This is a genomic window from Paenibacillus sp. 2TAB23 (assembly GCF_052115165.1).
In the GTDB taxonomy this organism is placed as follows: domain Bacteria; phylum Bacillota; class Bacilli; order Paenibacillales; family Paenibacillaceae; genus Pristimantibacillus.
Genome location: NZ_JBFRGD010000029.1, coordinates 12312 through 33608, shown reverse-complemented (window position 1 = coordinate 33608; position 21297 = coordinate 12312). Strand labels below are relative to the sequence as shown.

The following is a 21297-nucleotide window of genomic DNA, read 5'->3' as shown; positions in this document are numbered from 1 at the left end:
TCATGGCAGCAGCAACAGCAGATACTAAGATGCCAGGGAATGCTGGCACGAAACGCCGGTTTAAGCTTTGGATGATGTTCATCGTGCTATTTATGGGCTGGGCGGCGTATACGATCTTTGGCCAGATGCAGCAGAAGAATGCTACCGGCATCAAGCTAAACGCAGTTCAGAGCCAGATTGATGCATCGGTGCAAGAAACCGAAGCGCTCAAACGTCAAGTTGAACGATTAAACGACCCAGAATATATTGAACAGCTAGCAACCAAAGAGCAAGGCATGGTTAAGAAGGGCGTACAGCAAATTTTTAGTGACTAAATAGGGCTCCGAATCGGGTGAACGTCTGTTGACCTTACTTGAACGGTTCGGTTATAATCACGTTAATAGCGTTTTCGCAAAACTTTTAGCATATGCTTATGAACTCAGTTTTGCTTCGCATAACTTTTAGGGAGGAACATTTTATTTTATGGCAATTGAAGTGGGCGCTAAGTTAGAAGGAAAAGTGACAGGCATTACGCATTTTGGGGCATTTGTCGACTTGTCGGGAGGTGTCACGGGTCTTGTTCACATTTCGGAAATTGCTGATAATTACGTCAAAGACGTGAAGGATCACCTGAAAATCGACGATGTCGTGAAAGTAAAAGTGATCAACGTGGACAAAGACGGAAAGATCGGACTTTCCATTAAGCAAGCCATTGACCGGCCAGAAGGCCAACCAGCGCCACAACAACGCGAGCGTCATAGCGGAGGCGGCGGTGGAAGCACTGGCGGTAGTGGTGGTGGTGGTGAACGTTTCAATCGCGGCGGTGGTGGCGGTGGCGGCGGACGTCCCTTCAACAAGCAATCGGCTGGCAGACCGGCATACGGTAAACCGTCATTCGAGGATAAAGTGTCACGGTTCCTGAAAGATAGCGAAGAACGCATCTCCTCTTTGAAGAAGAATACGGAGGGCAAACGCGGCGGACGCGGTGCCAAGCGAGTATAAGCTGAATCGTCATAACACTATACATGGAGCAGAACCTAACCGGTTCTGCTTTTTTTGCATTCATAAGACTTTTATATGTTTCACGCGATAAGGTATGCTTCTATTTCTACGAGGAACGGACACCCTCCTCTTGCAGAGGACGGCGAAGCTGTTTCTTCTTGAAATATAGGAAAGTATATCATTTCACCATACTTTCTCTATATGTCTACGCGAAACGTAAGCGTAGCCGCCAGAGGACGGCTTCAGCCATTTATGCTTGGTTCATTAGGCATATATATATGCTTGATCCAATAAGAAAGCGCTTACTGAATGCTGTCGAAGCGGGGCAAAAAGCGTGTATATAGAACGTGATTGCTTGTATTTGCTACGTTTTTGCACGGTCAGTGTCGTTTAAACTTTATCGTTTCGCTTGAAAAAAATACTTTTCTCTCATCCTCCTTCATTCCCGACACGATACAACGTCCTTTCGCCACTATATGGAAAGCAGTCGACACAGAATTTGTTGGCTCATACTAGCAAGGAGGATATGGACGAGACTCGGCAATCGTATACGGGGCGTATGTTTGGCAGCCTGTAGGCATGCGCCGCGGAGCCGATTATTTTTGTCGGAAAAAACTTTTTGATGTGTTACGTTAACTGACAAACTTCATGCGGACAACCTCCTATAATGAAAAACACATTACATTCGGAAATGGTGGTGTCTGCTCATGGAAAAGGAAAACGCGGTTGTGCTTCCCGGTGTGAAACGGACTGGATTAGCTAGTGCGATGATGCAGAAAGGGCGGGAGTGGGCGGCTGCACGCCGGTTCATTCAAGTCATTTTGGCCAAGAAGTGGACATTTTTACTCGTTGGTGTAGCTTTTTTACTTGGAAGAGCGGTTATTCTTGAATCGCTGATGCCGTTCGCTATTGCATACTTTGCAGTCATTTATTTCATGAGGCGAGATATTTACCCATGGGTAGCCATCTCTCTTGTGGCAGGCAGCTGGCTGGCGGCTGATCCGGCGCCTATGTGGATTGCAATGGAAATCGCGGTGCTGTTTCTATTCCTGAAGGGGCTTGAGGCTTATGAGAGGGCGGAGCTTTCTTCGGCGCCAATATTGGTTTTCGCATCAACGATATTGGTGCAGATGTTTAGCGTCTTTATTGGGGACGAGCTGAGCTGGTATAATTTCATGCTCGTTGTGGTAGAAGCTGCTCTTGGTTTCGTGCTTACGTTGGTGTTCATTCAAGCGATTCCCGTTCTGACGATGACAAAGAAATCTGCCTCACTCAAAAACGAAGAGATCATATGCTTGATGATTTTGCTCGCCTCTGTCATGACGGGGGCAGTTGGGTGGGTGTTCTACGGATTGTCGGCAGAACATGTAATGTCGCGTTATATGCTGCTTCTGTTTGCCTTGGCGGGAGGAGCACCGCTTGGCGCTTCGGTTGGTGTGGTTGCAGGACTTATTCTAAGCTTGGCTGACTTTGGTGCAGTCGTTCAAATGAGCTTACTCGCATTTGCGGGATTGCTGGCTGGCCTGCTGCGTGACGGCGGCAAAATGGCGGCGGCTTTCGGAATGTTGCTTGGCACATCAATTTTATCCATATATGTAGGAAGTCAGGCCGATGTTATGAGCTCGACCTGGGAATCGGTAGCAGCTGCTACGCTGCTTATGATGACGCCGCGAAGCATGATTCGAACGATTTCCCGTTACGTTCCGGGCACGAATGAGCATGCAAAGTCGCAGCATGATTACGCGAAGCGAGTGCGTGAAGTAACGGCAGATCGCGTGTCGCAATATTCGGAGGTGTTCAAGCAGCTAGCTCGAAGCTTTGGCCAGCTTAATAGCAGCGCAACAACGTTAAACAAAGAGGAAGAGATCGGGCATTTTATGAATGCGGTTGCGGAACGAAGCTGTGCAAGCTGCCATCGGCAAAACGCTTGTTGGGAGGACAAGTTCTTTCATACGTACAAAATGATGACGGATATGATGACGGTTGTGGAGGAGGACCGAGTTCCATCTGCCAAGGAAATGCCTAGAGCTTGGTCTGCACATTGCGTGAAAGCCTCACAGGTGCTTATTGATATGAGCCAGCAGTACGAGCTATATCAAAATAATATGCACTGGAAGAAGCAAATATTCGACTCGCGCGGACTTGTAGCTGATCAGCTGCAGGGGGTATCGCAGGTTATGGAGGATTTGGCGAAGGAAATTAAACGGGAGGGGCAGACGCTGCATTTGCAGGAGGAGCAAATTCGTGAGGCGGTGGAAGGACTGGGGTTATCGGTTCAAGGCATCGATATCGTAAGCTTAGAGGAGGGAAATGTAGATATCGAGGTGTATCATTCATTCGGACAGGGCTATGATGAATGCCGCAAAATCATCGCGCCGCTGCTGAGTGATATATTAGGCGAGCATATAGCGGTAAAGTCAGAGATTCCGCCATCGAGGAACGGTGAGCCTACATTGGTGGCTTTCGGATCGGCCAAGCAGTATGAGGTTGAGACGGGTATCGCCGGGGCTGCCAAGGGAGGAGATTTGCTGTCAGGGGACAGCTTCAGTATGGTTGAGCTGGGCAATGGAAAATTCGCAGTGGCAATTAGCGATGGGATGGGGAATGGCGAGCGGGCAAGGCAGGAGAGCAGTGCGGCGCTGTCTATTCTACAGCAGCTGCTACAGTCGGGCATGGATGAGAAGCTTGCGGTGAAATCCGTGAATTCGGTATTGCTGCTTCGATCATCCGATGAAGTATTTGCTACCGTTGATTTGGCGATCGTAGATTTGTACACGGCACAAACGACGTTTATGAAGATAGGCTCTACGCCAAGTTTTATCAAACGAGGAAATGAGGTTATTCCTATTACGGCCAACAACCTGCCTATCGGCATTCTTCAAGATATTGACGTTGATTTCGTATCCATGCAAATGCAGTCAGGAGATACGCTTGTCATGATGAGCGACGGAATATATGATGCGCCGGGGTTAGCGGTCAATAAGGAGCTTTGGATGAAACGAATCATAAGCGAGCTGGCAACGGATGATCCTCAAGAAATGGCAGACGCGCTGCTCGAGAAGGTGGTACGCCACCATAATGGGGAAATTGTTGACGATATGACTGTGCTTGTGGCCCGTATTGATAAGCATTTGCCAGAGTGGGCGTCGTTCCGCTTTCCCGGCGTGACACGCATGGAGCGGCCAAGGACGGTGAGCTGACGGTTTTGTAGAGGACTGTGCGAAATATAGGCGGCACTTGAACGGTGAGCTGGTGTGCGCTTTCAGATGACCACAGAAAGGATCAAGCCTTTTGTTCGTCGGCTTATTTACGGCTGGCGGCCATTAGGCTTTTTATTTGTTGAATCGATGAATGGAGAAAGTGAAGGTTGAGGCTGATGCCTCTATTGCTCTTTACCACGGTGGCGATTCGATGAAACAGGGTCTATGCTACTATTTAGCTTACATAAAGGATAAACCGATGAAAGATATAGGGAACATACATATATGATGAGCAGCAATTGCTGATTTAAAGGAAGATTATCGATCTTTTGCTAGTCTAGCTGTTTATCCCTCTCAAAAAAGGCAAAGCTAATAGAAAGGCTGAGGCGGAGCCTGTGCTTACGAAGCAGTGTTTGATTCTCAAACGCGAAGCTTATGGCTTAAGATGCTGTGTTTTCTCAAACGCGAAGCTTATGGCTTAAGATGCTGTGTTTGATTCTCAAACGCGAAGCTTATGCTTACGATGCAGTGTTTGATTCTCAAACACTTGGGGAGGGTAAACGATAATGAAACAAATATTGTTAATTACGGATGGCTGCTCGAATGTAGGACTAAGTCCGGTAGTGGCAGCCGCGCATGCACAATCGGAGGGAATATCCGTTAATGTGGTCGGCGTGCTTGATCACGGGGACGTAGGTGAGCTCGGTGCTGCAGAGATTGACGAGATTGCGCGGGCAGGCGGCGGGCTCAGCAGAATGGTTAACATGCGTCAGCTGTCTCAGACCGTGCAGATGATGACGCGCAAGACCGTGGTGCAGACGATTCAACTCGCGGTGCAGAAGGAATTGAAGCAGGTGCTGGGGAACGCGTCGATTGAGGCGCTGCCGCCGGAGAAACGCGGCGAAGTCGTGCGCGTTATTGATGAGCTTGGTGAGACATCGAGGCTCCAAGTGGCTTTGCTGATCGATGCCAGCGCCAGCATGAAGCCGAAGCTCGCGGCAGTAGAGGATGCTATCCATGACTTGATGCTGAGTCTTCAAGCAAGGCAAGGGAAAAGCGAAATATCAGTTTTTCATTTCCCTGGATCCAGGCATGGCGACGACTGCATATTGGACCTCGATTGGACGAGTCACCTGAATGGCGTGCATGCCATCTTTCCGAAATTGCAGATGGGCGGAACGACGCCTACAGGTCCTGCGATTATGCATATTGTTGATTTTTATCGCAAGGGCGATTATGGTAGACAGAGCAGAGATGAAACGGATGGGATGATGAGTGACTACGTCGTTTAAGGTTGACCTTCGCCGCGGGATGATGGTGACCGGCAAGTGGAAGCAAGGGAGATACCGGGTGGAGAGGTTGCTTGGTGAGGGCGCAAACGGTAAAGTATATCTCGTACAGCGCGACCGCAGCTGGTATGCGATGAAGCTTGGCATCGATGCGCTTGATCTTCAATCTGAAGTTAATGTGCTGCAATCTATTGCCAAGCAGAAGCCGCAAGGGCAAGAGTCCTATTTATTTGACGTGGACGATTTATATGGGCCGGATGGCAGAGAATATCCTTTTTATGTGATGCGTTACGTGCTGGGATCCAAAGCTGACGACTTCTTGAAGCGGCAGGGCGCAGAATGGTTTCCGCTGGTAGGCCTTAATTTGCTAGGGAAGCTGGCTAAGCTGCATCAGGCAGGCTGGGTATTTGGCGATTTGAAGGTGGAGAATGTGCTGGTAGCCGATTATGGACATGTCGAGCTCGTGGATTATGGAGGCGTGACGGCGATAGGCAAGAGCATCCGGCAGTTTACAGAGATCTATGACCGAGGCTATTGGAACGGCGGCTCACGCTCTGCAGACGCGCAGTATGATCTATTTTCATTCGCGGTGTTGTGCATACAGCTGCATGAGCCTAAACGGCTGCAGCACTTAACGGTAGAACTATTGCCGCAGAATCGATCAGCCAGCGAGCTTATGCAGATCGTCGAAAGCAGTCTGGCTTTGAAGCCAGTTGCAGGCTGGCTGCGAAAGGCGTTCGATGGGCAATTCGCAGATGCGGGCGATGCTGCTGCAGCTTGGCGGTTGTTGATGCATAGGCGTGACACCCATAGGACATCCTCGACGCCTTTCTGGCTAAAAGGGCTTGCAGCCGCTTCTGCCGTGCTGCTAGGAATATCGGTATATTGGCTGCTGCGTAATTTGATGTAGCGGCAGCTTGGAAATGAAGGTGAGGTATTACAATGAATTTGCAGAGGGAACTGGAGAAGGAAGCGGAGGATCGGGGGTTATGGTCTCCTGGTGATGTCATCGTTGTTGCCGTATCCGGCGGTCCGGACTCCATGGCGCTTTTGCATATGCTCTCTTCTATCGCTAAAAGAAGTGCGATTACCGTTATTGCTGCACACGTTAATCACGGCTTTCGTGTGGAGGAATCCGCGCATGAGATGAAGGTCGTTCAATCCTTTGCGGAGCAGCTTGGCGTCGTATTTGAGTCGGTTACGCTTGATATGCCGGCTTATATAGAAGAAACACGCATGAACGGGCAAGCTGCCTCGCGCGAGCGGCGATATGCATTCCTGCATCAAATTGCCGAACGGTATCAAGCCTCGCGCATCGCGCTTGCACATCATGCGGATGATCAAGCCGAGACGGTGCTGATGCGAATAGTCAGGGGAGCAGGTTTAACAGGACTTGCCGGAATGTCTCTAAAAAGAAGAGAAAAAAACGTGGAACTTATTCGTCCGCTGCTTCGTATGAACAAGTCAGACCTTCTGCGTTACTGCGAAGAGCATCATATTCCTTACTGTACGGATAGCAGCAACAAGGAACGCTATTATTTCCGAAATATCATTCGGCTAGATATTTTGCCTTATCTGTCCAGACATAATCCGCAGCTCTCCCAATCGCTTCAGCGGCTTGCAGAAGTGGCGGGTGCGGAAGATGATTGGATGGAGAAACAAACCGATGCATTATTTGCGCAGCTCGTAACGTTATCCCCCAATGAATGCGCGATTAGCTGCCTCGATTTGCGCGGTCTCCACGTCGCTTTACAAAGGAGATTGATTAAACTAATATTAAGTTATCTTTCTAAGGAAACGGAAAAGATATCCTTCGAGCAGATTGAGACGATGCGGTTAGCCGCTTCCGCGCATGCGCCGGCAACCTGGCGTACGGATGCTGGCGCCGGTATTCGCTGTGTTCGCGAGTACGATGGGATGCGCTTCATTAGCGAATCTCAGCTTTCGTCAGGAGAGGCAAGCGACTACTGGCATGAAGCGGGTTGGGATGAGAATAGCCTTGCGGTTATACCGAGCGGCTGGACGTTTGAGTTTATCCGAGCGTCCGCGAGCGACAGCTGCAAGCCCGTATCACGCTACGAGGCCTGCTTTGATGCTTCGGAGTTAATTTATCCGCTCGTCGTTCGAAATCGACGGCCGGGCGACAGAATTCAAGTTTTAGGATTAAATGGTTCGAAAAAAGTGCAAGATATGTTCGTTGACGAGAAGATTGCACCGTTGAAGCGGGAGCTTTATCCGCTGTTGTTCGACGCGGCAGGGAAATTGCTCTGGATACCCGGCATCCGCAGATCAAGTCACGCGCTTACGAACGAGCACACCAAGGACGTGTTATTCATAAAGGCGCGAAACGAATAAGAAGCACTGGTACACTCATAAACATAGTTAAGGCGTAGGGGGATTTCTACTTTGCAGAACGATATTCAAGAAGTATTGTACGATGCGCAGCAAATCGGTGATAAGGTGAAGGAGCTTGGCGAAACGCTAAGCAAAGATTTCAATGGGCGTAACCCGCTCGTTATTTGTGTTTTGAAAGGCGCGTTTATTTTCATGGCCGATTTGGTTAAAGAAATTACAGTGCCGCTCGAAATTGATTTCATGGCTGTATCCAGCTATGGACAATCAACCAAATCATCCGGGGTTGTGAAGATCATCAAGGATTTGGACGTCTCGGTCGAAGGCCGCGATGTTCTTATTGTTGAGGATATTATCGATAGCGGGCTAACGCTAAGCTACCTCATTGATGTTCTGGAGCGTCGTAACGCGAAGTCGGTTACGGTTGTAACCTTGTTCGATAAGCCAGCTCGCCGCACCGTGGAGCTTGAGGCTGACTACAAGGGATTTACGCTGCCTGACGAGTTTGTTGTCGGCTACGGTTTGGATTTCGCGGAAAAGTACCGCAATCTCCCTTATATCGGCATTTTGAAGCCGCAGGTTTATGAGAAATAGTTGCGATTCACCCGTACATGCCCTTCTCCGTACACCTCTATTGTTATGGAAAGTCATGATATGGTAAAATATTTTAAGCGTCTGAGAGGAGGTTGGGGATGAATCGGATCATCCGTAATACTGGTTTTTATTTAATTATATTTTTGGTGACCGTTGGGATTTTTCAATTTATCAGCAGCCAAAATAACACGACCGTTGGATTGCGATACGATGAACTCGTAAATGCAATTGAATCAGGAAATGTTAAAGAGTTAAGTCTTAAGTACGAGAACCAATCTTATTTTGTTTCCGGTAAATATAAAGTGAAGCCTGCAGATGCTGAAAACGATCAATTCGTATCGAGGACGGGCATTAGCGCCGAGCCTAAGATAGCTGAATGGTCGAAGCAGTACGGCTTTGCTTATGAAACGAAAGAAATGGATCAACCTAGCATCTGGCTAACGTTCCTTACCTCCATTATTCCGTTTGTTATCATCTTTGTCCTGTTCTTCTTCTTAATGAATCAAGCGCAGGGCGGCGGCGGCAAAGTGATGAACTTTGGCAAGAGCAAAGCGCGGCTTTACGATAACGAGAAGAAACGGATTACATTTGATGATGTTGCCGGTGCTGATGAGGAGAAGCAAGAACTTGTCGAAGTGGTTGACTTCTTGAAGGATCCGCGGAAATTCAACTTGGTTGGTGCTCGCATACCTAAGGGTGTATTGCTTGTGGGTCCTCCAGGTACAGGTAAAACCTTGCTAGCCCGTGCAGTAGCCGGTGAAGCAGGCGTGCCGTTCTTCAGTATCTCCGGTTCTGATTTCGTTGAGATGTTCGTCGGTGTCGGCGCATCCCGTGTTCGCGATTTGTTCGAGAATGCGAAGAAAAATGCTCCATGTATTATTTTTATCGATGAGATTGATGCTGTAGGTCGTCAGCGCGGAGCCGGACTTGGCGGCGGGCATGATGAGCGTGAGCAAACACTCAACCAATTGCTAGTTGAGATGGATGGCTTCGGCGCTAACGAAGGAATTATTATCGTTGCGGCAACGAACCGTCCTGATATTCTCGATCCAGCCCTTCTACGCCCAGGACGCTTTGACCGTCAGATTACAGTTGACCGTCCAGATGTGAAAGGCCGCGAAGCGGTACTGAAAGTACATGCGCGCAACAAGCCGCTGTCTAAGGATGTTAAGCTTGAGGTTATTGCGAAGCGCACAACTGGCTTTAGCGGTGCAGATCTCGAAAACTTACTTAATGAAGCGGCGCTGCTTGCTGCGCGTCGGAACAAAAAAGATATCGCGATGGTTGAGGTTGACGATGCGATTGACCGGATCATTGTCGGCACGGAGAAGAAAAGCCGTGTTGTCAGCGACCGTGAGAAACGAATTGTCGCTTACCATGAAGCGGGACATACGATTGCAGGCTTCTTCTTGGAGCATGCGGATATGGTTCATAAGGTTACGATTATTCCTCGCGGACGCGCTGGCGGTTACGTCATTATGCTTCCGAAAGAAGACCGTATGCTTGTAACGAAGCAGGAGCTTCTCGATAAAATTACCGGCTTGCTTGCTGGACGCGTCGCGGAAGAGCTCTTTATTGGAGAGATTGGAACGGGCGCTTACAGCGACTTTAAACAAGCGACTAGCATCGTACGCGCAATGATTATGGAGTACGGTATGAGCGATAAGCTCGGACCAATGCAATTCGGCAGCTCGCAAGGTCAAGTATTCCTCGGCCGCGATATCGGGCATGAGCAGAACTATTCGGATGCCATTGCTTATGAGATCGATCAAGAAATGCAGTCTATTATTACTGGCTGTTATGATCGTGCAAAGAAGCTGTTGTCCGAGAAGAGCAAGGAAATGCATTTGATTGCCCAAACGCTGCTTAGCGAAGAGACGCTTGAGCTTGAGCAAATCAAACGTTTAGTCGAAACAGGTTCTTTGGATGGGGCATCATCTTCCGATGGAGCAGCAGGTACGGTTGAACCAACAACAGAGCCGATTGTAGAAACGATTGGCGACGTTAAGGTCCGTATCCAAACTCGTGAGCAGGATGAAGTGAAAGGTCCAAGCTTAGAGAAGCGCGACAACACAGACGAACCAGACAAGAACGAGTAGAGTATTGGAGTTATGGCTAGCTATAGTCGTTCTGCTACTTGTAAGAGTAGCGGGACGACTATTTTTTACTTTATTAATGTTCGGATTTAGCCTATAATACAGGTATAAACCACAAGCGGAAAACAAGAAAGCTAACGTGAAGGTTTATATTTTTTTGGCCGTGTATTACATAAATGTTACATTGATTTGAAAATGATGATTTTGTGTCACAAAACCTGACATTAAGTCATTGACGTTTATTTTTTTGTAACTATAATGAAATAATAGCGGCCAGTAACAGCAAGACTAAGAAGGTATAACAGGGGTTGCACAGCTTTAACAAAACAAGAAGCAAGGGAGAGAATACGCATGAAAAAAACTTTTAGTCTTATGCTCGTGATGATGATCGCGTTGACACTTGTATTGTCGGCTTGTGGAGCAAAGAATAACAATGAGGGCGGAACAAACGGAGGTACCAACGAAGGTACTAAGGTAGAGTCCGACGGGACAGGCAAAGACTTCAAAATCGGTATGGTAACGGATGTCGGCGGCGTACATGACAAATCCTTTAACCAAAGCGCATGGGAAGCTCTTGAGACTGTAACAGCCGAAACGGGTGCAGCTACGAAATTCCTAGAGAGCAAAGGCGAAGCGGATATGGAGCCAAACCTGAACAGCTTCGTTAAAGATGGTTACAACCTAACTTGGGGTATCGGTTTCTTGTTCAACGATGCGCTAAGCAAAGTGGCAAAAGAAAACCCAGATGCTAAGCTTGCTGTTATTGATAGCGTAATTGAAGCGCCAAACGTTGCTTCTATTACTTTTGCTGAGCACGAAGGCTCCTTCCTGGTAGGCGTTGTTGCGGGTCTTATGACGAAAACAAACAAAATCGGTTTTGTAGGCGGAATGGAAATTCCGGTTATCAAAAAGTTTGAAGCTGGTTTCAAAGCAGGCGTTGCTGCTGTTAAGCCGGATGCTAAAGTTGAAGTTGACTACACAGGCGACTTCGGCAAGCCTGACCTTGGTAAATTGGCTGCAGCTACAATGTACGATGGCGGCGTTGATATTATTTTCCACGCAGCTGGCGGAACGGGTAACGGCGTATTCAATGAAGCAAAAGCACGTAAAGACAATGGCGATGCCGTTTGGGTTATCGGCGTAGATAAAGACCAATCCCTGGAGTTCGGCGATGAAATCACGCTTACTTCGATGATGAAGGGCGTAGAAGCTGCTGTTCATAAAGTATCAAAGGACTTAATCGCAGGCAACTTCGCAGGCGGTACAACGCAAGAGCTTGGCTTGAAAGATGATGCTGTAGGCTTGCCGGATACATCTTCTAAGAACGTCCCTGCTGATGTACTTGAAAAAGTGGCGGAATACAAAGCAAAAATCGTTAGCGGCGAAATCAAAGTACCTACTGAATAGTTTTCGCTATTCCTTGGTATCCTTTGTTTGAGGTTCGTTTGCAGATTGCATCAGACAAGACCGGCTTCGGCCGGTCTTTATTCTTTTTTATTTTAAGAAATATGTGTATAATGTGCTTGCGCTACATGTTTTTATAGCGGTAGAACCGGGGAGATGATAAGGAATGGACCGGAGCTTAACGGCAGTACAATTAAAAGGGATAACGAAACGGTTTCCTGGGTTGGTAGCCAATGATTCCATCAATTTCGAGTTAAAAAAGGGTGAAATCCACGCCTTGCTTGGCGAGAACGGCGCAGGCAAATCAACACTAATGAATATCTTGTTCGGTTTATATCAGCCTGACGAAGGCGAGATTTGGATTAACGGAAATCAGACGGTTATCGAAGGTGCTTCGCGAGCTATTGAATTAGGTATTGGAATGGTGCATCAGCATTTCAAGCTCGTACAACCTTTCACGGTTGCAGAGAATATTGTGCTTGGCAATGAGCCTGTCAAAGGGTTGAAAATTGACTATAAGCTTGCAAATGAGAAGGTTCGGACGATTTCTGAACGTTATGGTCTGAAGGTAGACCCTCAGGCGCGAATTAAAGATATCACGGTCGGCATGCAGCAGCGCGTAGAAATTTTAAAAACGTTGTATCGCGGAGCGGAAATCGTTATTTTCGATGAACCGACTGCCGTATTGACTGTGCAGGAAATCGAAGAACTCATTGAGATCATTCGAAACCTTGCTGCGGAAGGCAAATCGATTATTATCATTACGCATAAGCTGAAAGAGGTTATGGCTCTTGCGGATTCTGTAACCGTTATTAGACGAGGCAAGGTGATCAAGACCGTCACAACCGATGAAACGAATGAGCAGCAGCTTGCTGAGCTTATGGTGGGCCGTGATGTTTCGTTTGAAGTGAAGAAAACAAAACGCGAGCCTGGCGAGGTAATTCTTGCGGTGGACAATCTGCAGATGAAGGGCGAGCAAGGCAAAAACGCATTGAACGGTGTCAACCTCGCGATTCGGGCCGGCGAGATTCTTGGCATTGCAGGCGTTGACGGCAACGGGCAAAGCGAGCTAATCTATGCGATTACGGGGATGCGGAAGGCCGATGGAGGCGCTGTGAAGCTGAATGGGCGCGATATGACCAACTATTCCCCACGTGACGTATCAGTTGCAGGCGTTGGTCACATCCCTGAGGACAGGCATAAGCATGGTCTCGTGCTAGAGTTCAGCGTCAGCGAGAACATGATCCTCAACACATATTTCGAACCGGAATTCGGAAAATCAATGTTTATTGACTATAAAGCGATGGATGCGCTCTCGGATAAGCTGGTCAAAGAGTTTGATGTTCGCTCATCCGGCATCCACACGCATGCACGCGCGCTGTCTGGAGGCAATCAGCAGAAAGCGATTATCGCAAGGGAGCTGCATAAGGATCCAGATCTGCTAATTGCAGTTCAGCCTACGCGGGGGCTTGATATTGGTGCGATTGAATATGTTCATAAGCGTCTAATACAAGCCCGGAACGAGGGTAAGGCGATTCTGCTGGTCTCTTTTGAGCTTGATGAGCTTTATGCTCTGTCTGACCGCATAGCGGTTATGTACGAAGGCAGGCTGATGGGCGAGGTAGACGCAGAGCAGAGAGACGATCAACAGCTGGGCCTCATGATGGCTGGCAACAAGGCAACTGCGGAAAGGAGGGGATAGCGCATATGGAAATGTTGAGAAAAATATTTAGTAAATCGTCTATCCTCATCCCTCTGATTGCGATTGTTCTCGGTCTAATTGTAGGGGCAATTGCGATGCTGGCGGGAGGTTACAATCCCATACTTGCCTATTCGTCATTGCTGGATAAGCTGTTCAGCACGCCTTACAACCTTGGTGAAGCGATTCGGGCCATTACGCCGCTCATATTTACCGGTCTTGCGGTATCGTTTGCATTCCGAACCGGGTTATTCAATATCGGGGTAGAAGGACAGTTTGTCATGGGTATGACAGGCGCAACGATCATTGGCGTTTTACTCGATCTACCGTGGTACATCCACGCTCCGCTTGCAATAATAACTGGCGCGGTGTTCGGCGGATTGTGGGCTGGCATTGCAGGCTATCTGAAAGCGAAGCGCGGCGTTAACGAGGTTATTTCCTCCATCATGCTCAATTGGATCGCCTTGTTTCTGTCGAACTTTATTGTTGCGAAGTACCTTGTCGAGAAGGGACAACAGAAATCAATGGCGGTTCACGAATCCGCTATGGTCAAAATCGATTGGCTGATCAAGCTGACGGACAATGCCCGGATGCACTGGGGAACCATCATTGCGATCGTCTGCGTTATCATATTTTACATCGTACTCTGGCGTACAAAGCAAGGCTATGAGCTGCGTGCGGTTGGCCACAATCCCGATGCAGCCCTGTATGCGGGGATGAATGTCAATGTAACGATGGTGAAATCGATGTTCATAAGCGGTATGTTTGCAGGACTTGGCGGGGTTTTTGAAATTCTAGGTGTATTCGGCAATCAGACTGTGATGGCTGCTTCTCCTGGCTATGGGTTTGACGGTATTGCAGTAGCATTGCTTGGGGGCAATACCCCAATAGGCGTTCTGTTAGGCGCTGTTTTATTCGGCGGGTTAAGTTACGGCTCAGCCGGTATGAGCTTTGGTGCAGGCGTTCCTCCGGAGGTTGTTCGCATCGTGATCGGTGCCGTTATTTTCTTCGTTGCTTCGCATGGATTAGTGAAGTGGTTCCTTAAGCCTTTTCTAAATAAACGTGCGAGCAAGCGGAAGGAGGCGGCGTAGATGAACGTACTCGAAATCATTGGACAGCTCATTAATACAACGCTTGTCTTTTCTACCGCGCTGATCTTTACGGCGCTCGGGGGAATGTACTCGGAGCGCTCGGGTGTCGTTAACATCGGTCTCGAAGGCTTAATGGTGTCAGGCGCGTTTGCTGCGGCTGTCGCTACCGAATATGCCATTCAAGCGGGTCTTGGCGGCGTTTCACCTTGGATTGGTTTTATAGCGGCAGCCGTCTACGGCGTACTGTTCTCATTACTGCATGCGATATCGACGATTACGTTTCGGGCGGATCAAACGGTTGTGGGTGTCGTTATTAATATTTTATCGCTAGGCTTAGCCCTTTATCTGACAAAAAGCCTGTATGCAGGCTCGGGGCAGACACCACTGCTTGAGAACGTGTTTCATAAATGGCAGATTCCGTTTCTATCGGACATCCCTCTGCTTGGCAGGGCGATATTTACTGCATACCCGACAACGTATATCGCGCTCGCACTTGCTGTTATCAGCTACTACATTCTGTTCCGCACGCCTTTCGGGCTGCGTCTTCGCGCGGTTGGCGAGCATCCGAGCTCGGCAGATACAGTAGGGATTAGCGTGTCCAAATACCGTTACATCGGCGTATTGCTCAGTGGAGCGCTGGCAGGTCTTGGCGGTGCTACGATTACGCTGACAACGACAAGCAGCTTTGCGCATAATACGATTTCGGGCCAAGGCTTCATCGCGCTTGCCGCGTTGATATTCGGCAAGTGGAATCCGCTTGGCTTAGTAGGCGCAGCAATGTTTTTCGGTCTCGCACAAGCGCTCAGAAGCTTTATGCAGCGATTTGAATTTGCACAGCAAATTCCGGCAGAGTTCTTCTATATGCTGCCTTATGTATTGACCTTGATCGTTCTAGCGGGTGCCGTTGGCCGTTCCAATGCGCCTTCTGCGCTTGGTCAGCCATACGATCCAGCAAAACGTTAATGGAAGACAAAAGTCTCTTTCCCTTGAGGAGAGAGACTTTTCTATTTATACAGCAAGGCAATCGATTCTTTTCCCTTAATTGCCTAATATCGCCATATTGGGCGTGAATCGTCGAAATGGCTCGGATTTTATGCGAAGAAAGCCCGTTTGCTGCGAATGCTGCCCGGATACAGCTATAAGAAAAATTAATTTGAAGCAGTAGGCCCAAAAAGGGCTTTCACGCATTGACAGTAGCATCTACCGCGTGTAAATTAAAACTTAATCAAATGAATTTATCCCTTTTGGTTTAAACTATAGGTAAGCGACTTTCTAAGTTTGTGCATCAATTCACAAAGTTGAGCTTGCCGTATAACGGAATGGGCATACCCCATCCCTCATAAGAGGAGAGGATCTACTGTGGAAGCACTGGCGCTGGAACGCAAGGCGGAGCAAAACCGCGAGCTGCGTGAACGGTTGTTACAGTTGAAGAAAGAACGGAATGCTATTATTCTAGCTCATTATTATCAGCGTGATGAAATACAAGAGGTAGCGGATTTCCGCGGCGACTCCTTTTTGCTTGCGCAGAAGGCGGCCCAGACGGATGCTGACGTTATCGTTTTCTGCGGCGTTCACTTTATGGGTGAGAGCGCTAAGATTCTTGCACCTAACAAAACGGTTATTATACCCGATGAGCGCGCCGGTTGCCCAATGGCAGACATGGTCAGCGTTGATGGCTTGCGCAAGCTGAAAGCGCAGCATCCGAACGCAAAGGTAGTAACCTACATTAACTCGTCTGCAGAAATTAAAGCAGAGACGGATATTTGCTGTACATCAGCAAACGCGGTTAAGGTTGTGAACTCGGTTGAGGGCGATGAAGTGATCTGGGTACCGGATAAAAACCTTGGCCACTATGTGCAGCAGAACACAGATAAGAAGATGATTATCTGGGAAGGCTACTGCAACACGCATGACATGCTTACGGTCAAAGACGTTGAGGAAATGAAAGCGAAATATCCGAACGCACAGTTTGTCGTTCATCCAGAGTGCCGTCCCGAAGTTGTGGAGTTAGGTGACTTTGTCGGCAGTACAACAGCCATTATCAAATATTGCAAGGAATCCGATTGCCAAGAGTTCATCGTGGGCACGGAGGATGGCACTGGCTACCAGCTTCGTCTAGACAGCCCGGGCAAGACCTTCCATTTTGCATCCAAATATTTGGTTTGCCCGAATATGAAGGTGAATAATTTGAAGAAGCTTGTGAAAGCTTTGGAAACGATGCAGCCTCAAATTTACGTACCGCCTCATGTTGCGGATCAAGCCCGTCTTTCCTTGGAGCGCATGCTGCTTGTGAAGTAAGAAACGCTACTTTTATGTTCGCAAGATTAGCTTCGCTGTAAATTTTATGCCTATATTCCATGAAAAGACGTAAGCAGACGGCAGTGAGCCGGGTTTCACCGTTTACGCTTGGGGGAGCCATGATGATTCCTAGATATTTAGTAGATGTGCAGCTTAGTGAGCTGCCTGTTGTTGAAAAAGATGTCATCGTAATCGGGGCCGGCATTGCCGGTCTTTTTACCGCTATACGGGCAAGTGAGAACAATTCCGTTCTAATGATTACGAAAAAATCGCTGCTCGACAGCAATACAAGGTATGCACAAGGCGGAATAGCCGCTGTAATATCGGATGAGGATTCTCCAGCTTACCATAGACAGGACACGCTCATAGCAGGAGCTGGACTGTGCTCGGATGAAGCCGTCGATGTATTAGTGCACGAGGGACCTAAAGGCGTTCGCAGCTTAATTAAGATGGGAACGCAATTCGACTTGGAGAATGGCGAGTTTGCGCTGACGAAAGAAGGCGCTCACAGCCAGCGGCGGATTTTGCATGCCAACGGTGACGCTACCGGCTTCGAGATTGTTCGGGCTTTATCGGAAACCGCGGTTGCGAATGATCGAATCGAGGTGTGGGATGACCATTTTGTCATCGATTTGGTTACGCAAGACGGCGTATGCTGTGGAGCTATCGTGCAAAAGCCAGGCGGACAGCGTTTATTCGTCAAAGGCAAAGCCGTTATTCTCAGCTCAGGCGGTGCCGGGCAGCTATACCGCTACACAACAAATCCTGAGGTCGCAACAGGTGACGGCATTGCCATGGCTTACCGTGCAGGAGCATACATACAAGACGTAGAGTTCATTCAATTTCATCCGACTTCACTCTGTTACCCTGGAGCGCCGAGATTTTTAATTTCGGAGGCTGTCCGGGGCGAGGGTGCGTATCTTCGCAATATCAAGGGAGAACGATTCATGGAGCGTTATCATGAGCAGCAGGAGCTGGCTCCTAGGGACGTTGTTGCGCGCGCAATCGTTAGCGAAATGGAAGAGACGAAGTCAACCTTTGTTTATATCGATATTACGCATGAATCACCAGAGATGGTCAAGCACCGTTTTCCTACTATATACGAATACTGTTTGAGATACGGTCTTGATCTGACCTCGGATTGGATTCCGGTAGCCCCAGCCATGCATTATATGATGGGCGGAGTGAAAACGGACTTAAATGGAGAAACAAACATTAAGCGTTTGTTCGCATGCGGAGAGGTTTCATCAACCGGCGTACATGGAGCTAATCGATTGGCAAGCAATTCGCTGTCTGAAGCGATCGTGTTTGGCAGACGAATCATTAAGCGAATCGAAGAGCTTACGGAAAATACCGTTATCCCCGTTATCGACAAAGACACGGAGCGAATCAACACCTCGATTCAAGCGGTAGTCGAAAGACGTCTTAAGCTTCAAAAAATAATGGTTCGTTATGCAGGCTTGCGCCGAGATGCCAAAGGATTGATCAAAGGGCTGGAGGAATTGAAGCGTCAGCTTCCGATTTATCAGTCAGTGCTTACCGAGCGTGAGGAATATGAATTTGCGAACCTGCTCACATGCGCTTTACTGACTACAGAGGCTGCGCTCTCTCGCGAGGAAAGCCGCGGAGCGCATTATCGTGAGGATTTCCCGGCTCGCGACGATGAAATGTGGAGAAAGCATACGGTGTTACACCGTCTATATGGACTGACGGAGGAGCGAATAGAGAATGTTTGAATGGACGGCAGGCGGATATGATACGGCGGTGCGCGAGCAAATTCGCGGCTGGCTTGCAGAGGATATTGGCAGTGGAGACATCACGACAGAGACGACTATACCAAGGGATTCGCGTTCTAAGGCTGTTATCCATGTCAAAGAAAGCGGTATTGTTGCTGGAATTCCAATCGCTAAGCTTGTATTCGAGGTCGTGGATGCATCACTTGTATTCCAGCCTCACGTAAACGATGGGGATCATGTCGTTAAAGGAACGGTACTTGCTACAGTAGAAGGCAGCACGCACAGCTTGCTAATAGGGGAACGACTAGCGCTTAACCTGATGCAAAGGCTGTCTGGCATTGCGATGAAGACGGATGCATTTGTCCGTGCGCTTGAAGGCTTGCCGGTAAGGCTAGTCGATACGCGCAAAACGACGCCAGGCCACCGCATGCTTGAGAAGTACGCAGTACGCGTAGGCGGCGGAGCCAATCACCGCTTCGGCTTATATGATGCTGTAATGATCAAGGATAACCATATTAAAGGTTCAGGCGGCATTCGTGCAGCTGTTGAGGCTGCGCGCAGCAAAATCCCCCATACGATGAAAATTGAAGTGGAGACGGAATCGCTGGAGCAGGTGGGCGAAGCGCTCGCTTGCGGGGCGGACATTATCATGCTGGACAACATGGCTCCGGCTATGATGAGAGAAGCGGTAGCCCAAATCAAGCTAGCATCCCCGCATGTTATCGTAGAAGCGTCAGGCGGCGTTTCATTAGAAACAATTAAGGGTATTGCAGATTGTGGAGTCGATGTCATTTCCGTTGGAGGATTGACCTATTCTTTCCAAGCGCTGGACATTAGCTTGGATTTGAATGCGAAGAAGGGTGGGGAACTGCTTTGATCCTCGTCATTGACGTCGGAAACACGAATATCGTACTTGGCATTTACAAAGGAAAAGAGCTCCTTCATCATTGGCGTCTAAGCACGAATCGTTCTGCCACAGTAGATGAATATGGCATAAACATCCATAACCTGTTTCATTATGCGGGCGTTAAGCTTGAGCAGATGGAAGGGGTCATTATTTCCTCTGTCGTGCCTCCTTTGATGCGCACGTTAGAGCAGCTATGTCTGAAATATATGCGAAAAATTCCTTTAGTTGTAGGTCCTGGCGTGAAAACCGGATTGAATATCCGTTATGAAAATCCGCGTGAGGTTGGCGCCGATCGTATCGTTAATTCAGTGGCGGGTATCGTTAAATACGGGTCGCCGCTTATTGTCGTTGATTTCGGTACGGCAACGACGTTCGACTATATTGATGAAGGCGGCAACTACTTAGGCGGAGCAATCGTTCCGGGGATAGGCATTTCGACTGAAGCGCTTTACCAGCGTGCGGCAAAGCTGCCGCGTATTGAACTTGTAAAGCCGAAGAGCGTCATAGGCCGAAATCCGGTTACATCGATGCAGGCTGGCATTATTTTTGGCTATGCGGGCCAAGTAGATGGTATCGTCAAACGTATTCGTACCGAATTTGGCGTTTCGCCGCGCGTCATAGCGACGGGAGGGCTAGCGGAGTTAATTGCCGCCGAATCGGAAACGATAGAAGAGGTCGATCCGCTGCTGACCCTGGAAGGTCTTCGAATCATATATGAACGCAATCAGGAGGGATTATAATGGATAATCAGCTGAAGGACGTGCTGGTGCGGGGAACGGCATGGGACGGAAAGATTCGAGTGTTCGCGGCTCGTACGACTCAGCTTGTTGAGGAGCTCCGCAAAAGGCATGATACCTATCCAACGGCTACGGCCGCCCTTGGTCGGACATTGACGGCAGGAGCCATCATGGGAGCCATGCTGAAAGGACAGGAGAAGCTGACGATTCAAGTGAAGGGCGATGGTCCGGTTGGTCAAATCGCCGTTGATGCGAATGCGGAAGGCGAGGTTCGCGGCTACGTTGACAACCCTCATGTACACTTGCCCAGCAATGCGCAAGGGAAGCTGGATGTAGCAGGCGCAGTCGGAAGCAGTGGATATCTTCATATCACAAAGGATTTGGGAATGAAGGAGCCATATCGCGGCAGCGTTCCGATTGTGTCGGGTGAGCTTGGTGAAGACTTTACGTATTATTTCGCTGTTTCGGAGCAGACGCCTTCCGCTGTTGGATTGGGCGTGCTGGTGGATACGGATAATCATGCCGTGCTGGAATCTGGCGGATTCATCGTACAGCTCCTGCCTGGACTGTCGGATGAAGAAATAACGCGGCTGGAGCAAGCGATAGCATCCTTGCCGCCTGTGACGACCCTTCTATTCGAGGGGGAAACGCCTGAGGGCCTGCTCCGCCGAATTGTTGGCGAGGGTGAGCTTCACATACACGATACCATGGATTTAAAGTTTCAGTGCTTTTGCTCATCCGAGCGCGTGGAGCAGACGCTTCTTAGCTTAGGCGAGCATGAACTGCAGCAAATTATAGATGAAGACGGAAAAGCGGAAGTCGTTTGCCAATTTTGCAACGAAGCGTATACATTTGAACGGGCTCAGCTGGAGCTGCTGCTTGCTCAAGCGAAACCGAAGCCGATCCAATAAAT

The 21297-nt window shown here is 48.7% G+C and carries 17 protein-coding genes; all 17 read left to right on the top strand.

The genetic code is table 11. From position 1 onward, the window contains the following. The first annotated feature begins 2 nt into the window (after nt 1-2). The 17 genes from AB4Z29_RS28400 (at nt 3) to hslO (ending at nt 21295) form a co-directional block, all read left to right on the top strand. Nucleotides 3-314, top strand: a complete 312-nt coding sequence (locus tag AB4Z29_RS28400; RefSeq protein WP_441946329.1) for an FtsB family cell division protein — start codon at nt 3-5, stop codon at nt 312-314. Nucleotides 315-462: 148 nt separating this feature from the next. After that, nucleotides 463-981, top strand: coding sequence for a S1 domain-containing RNA-binding protein (locus tag AB4Z29_RS28395; RefSeq protein ID WP_076271298.1), 519 nt, complete (start codon nt 463-465; stop codon nt 979-981). Nucleotides 982-1688: 707 nt separating this feature from the next. Continuing rightward, the gene (spoIIE, locus tag AB4Z29_RS28390; RefSeq protein ID WP_441946328.1) at nt 1689-4181 is read left to right on the top strand and encodes a stage II sporulation protein E; all 2493 of its coding nucleotides are present in this window, start codon (nt 1689-1691) and stop codon (nt 4179-4181) included. 566 nt (nt 4182-4747) lie between these two features. Next, complete coding sequence (locus AB4Z29_RS28385; RefSeq protein ID WP_441946327.1) at nt 4748-5473, top strand: hypothetical protein; 726 nt, start codon at nt 4748-4750, stop codon at nt 5471-5473. Then, on the top strand, nt 5457-6380 hold the full coding sequence (locus AB4Z29_RS28380; protein WP_441946326.1) for a protein kinase domain-containing protein: 924 nt from the start codon (nt 5457-5459) through the stop codon (nt 6378-6380). Before AB4Z29_RS28385 ends, AB4Z29_RS28380 begins: the two co-directional genes overlap by 17 nt. A 32-nt stretch (nt 6381-6412) precedes the next feature. Next, nucleotides 6413-7825 carry a tRNA lysidine(34) synthetase TilS gene (gene tilS / locus AB4Z29_RS28375; protein ID WP_441946325.1) on the top strand — a complete coding sequence of 471 codons (1413 nt, stop codon included), beginning with the start codon at nt 6413-6415 and terminating at the stop codon, nt 7823-7825. Nucleotides 7826-7876: 51 nt separating this feature from the next. Continuing rightward, nucleotides 7877-8416 carry a hypoxanthine phosphoribosyltransferase gene (gene hpt, locus AB4Z29_RS28370; protein ID WP_441946324.1) on the top strand — a complete coding sequence of 180 codons (540 nt, stop codon included), beginning with the start codon at nt 7877-7879 and terminating at the stop codon, nt 8414-8416. 98 nt (nt 8417-8514) lie between these two features. Then, nucleotides 8515-10515 (top strand): ATP-dependent zinc metalloprotease FtsH, encoded by a 2001-nt coding sequence (gene ftsH / locus AB4Z29_RS28365; protein WP_441946323.1) that lies wholly within the window; start codon nt 8515-8517, stop codon nt 10513-10515. A 348-nt stretch (nt 10516-10863) separates the two neighbouring features. Next, nucleotides 10864-11919 (top strand): BMP family lipoprotein, encoded by a 1056-nt coding sequence (locus tag AB4Z29_RS28360; RefSeq protein WP_441946322.1) that lies wholly within the window; start codon nt 10864-10866, stop codon nt 11917-11919. Between the two features lie 163 nt (nt 11920-12082). After that, on the top strand, nt 12083-13618 hold the full coding sequence (locus AB4Z29_RS28355) for an ABC transporter ATP-binding protein (protein WP_441946321.1): 1536 nt from the start codon (nt 12083-12085) through the stop codon (nt 13616-13618). A 5-nt stretch (nt 13619-13623) separates the two neighbouring features. Continuing rightward, nucleotides 13624-14706, top strand: a complete 1083-nt coding sequence (locus tag AB4Z29_RS28350) for an ABC transporter permease (RefSeq protein ID WP_441946320.1) — start codon at nt 13624-13626, stop codon at nt 14704-14706. Continuing rightward, nucleotides 14707-15669, top strand: coding sequence for an ABC transporter permease (locus AB4Z29_RS28345; protein ID WP_441946319.1), 963 nt, complete (start codon nt 14707-14709; stop codon nt 15667-15669). Nucleotides 15670-16065: 396 nt separating this feature from the next. Next, entirely contained in the window at nt 16066-17004 is a 939-nt protein-coding gene (gene nadA / locus AB4Z29_RS28340) for a quinolinate synthase NadA (RefSeq protein ID WP_183571296.1), read from the top strand. 122 nt (nt 17005-17126) lie between these two features. Further along, a complete protein-coding gene (nadB, locus tag AB4Z29_RS28335; RefSeq protein WP_441946365.1) occupies nt 17127-18740 on the top strand; it encodes an L-aspartate oxidase in 1614 nt (537 codons plus the stop codon). Then, entirely contained in the window at nt 18733-19617 is an 885-nt protein-coding gene (gene nadC / locus AB4Z29_RS28330; RefSeq protein WP_441946318.1) for a carboxylating nicotinate-nucleotide diphosphorylase, read from the top strand. Before nadB ends, nadC begins: the two co-directional genes overlap by 8 nt. Next, the gene (locus AB4Z29_RS28325; protein ID WP_441946317.1) at nt 19614-20387 is read left to right on the top strand and encodes a type III pantothenate kinase; all 774 of its coding nucleotides are present in this window, start codon (nt 19614-19616) and stop codon (nt 20385-20387) included. Before nadC ends, AB4Z29_RS28325 begins: the two co-directional genes overlap by 4 nt. Continuing rightward, on the top strand, nt 20387-21295 hold the full coding sequence (hslO, locus tag AB4Z29_RS28320; protein ID WP_441946316.1) for an Hsp33 family molecular chaperone HslO: 909 nt from the start codon (nt 20387-20389) through the stop codon (nt 21293-21295). Before AB4Z29_RS28325 ends, hslO begins: the two co-directional genes overlap by 1 nt. Nucleotides 21296-21297 lie beyond the last annotated feature (2 nt).

Bases quoted from the DNA above. Each gene is read 5' to 3' on its own strand.
- AB4Z29_RS28400 (WP_441946329.1), top strand. From the start codon at position 3: ATGGCAGCAGCAACAGCAGATACTAAGATGCCAGGGAATGCTGGCACG.
- AB4Z29_RS28395 (WP_076271298.1), top strand. From the start codon at position 463: ATGGCAATTGAAGTGGGCGCTAAGTTAGAAGGAAAAGTGACAGGCATT.
- spoIIE (WP_441946328.1), top strand. From the start codon at position 1,689: ATGGAAAAGGAAAACGCGGTTGTGCTTCCCGGTGTGAAACGGACTGGA.
- AB4Z29_RS28385 (WP_441946327.1), top strand. From the start codon at position 4,748: ATGAAACAAATATTGTTAATTACGGATGGCTGCTCGAATGTAGGACTA.
- tilS (WP_441946325.1), top strand. From the start codon at position 6,413: ATGAATTTGCAGAGGGAACTGGAGAAGGAAGCGGAGGATCGGGGGTTA.
- ftsH (WP_441946323.1), top strand. From the start codon at position 8,515: ATGAATCGGATCATCCGTAATACTGGTTTTTATTTAATTATATTTTTG.
- AB4Z29_RS28360 (WP_441946322.1), top strand. From the start codon at position 10,864: ATGAAAAAAACTTTTAGTCTTATGCTCGTGATGATGATCGCGTTGACA.
- AB4Z29_RS28355 (WP_441946321.1), top strand. From the start codon at position 12,083: ATGGACCGGAGCTTAACGGCAGTACAATTAAAAGGGATAACGAAACGG.
- AB4Z29_RS28350 (WP_441946320.1), top strand. From the start codon at position 13,624: ATGGAAATGTTGAGAAAAATATTTAGTAAATCGTCTATCCTCATCCCT.
- AB4Z29_RS28345 (WP_441946319.1), top strand. From the start codon at position 14,707: ATGAACGTACTCGAAATCATTGGACAGCTCATTAATACAACGCTTGTC.
- nadB (WP_441946365.1), top strand. From the start codon at position 17,127: ATGATTCCTAGATATTTAGTAGATGTGCAGCTTAGTGAGCTGCCTGTT.
- nadC (WP_441946318.1), top strand. From the start codon at position 18,733: ATGTTTGAATGGACGGCAGGCGGATATGATACGGCGGTGCGCGAGCAA.
- hslO (WP_441946316.1), top strand. From the start codon at position 20,387: ATGGATAATCAGCTGAAGGACGTGCTGGTGCGGGGAACGGCATGGGAC.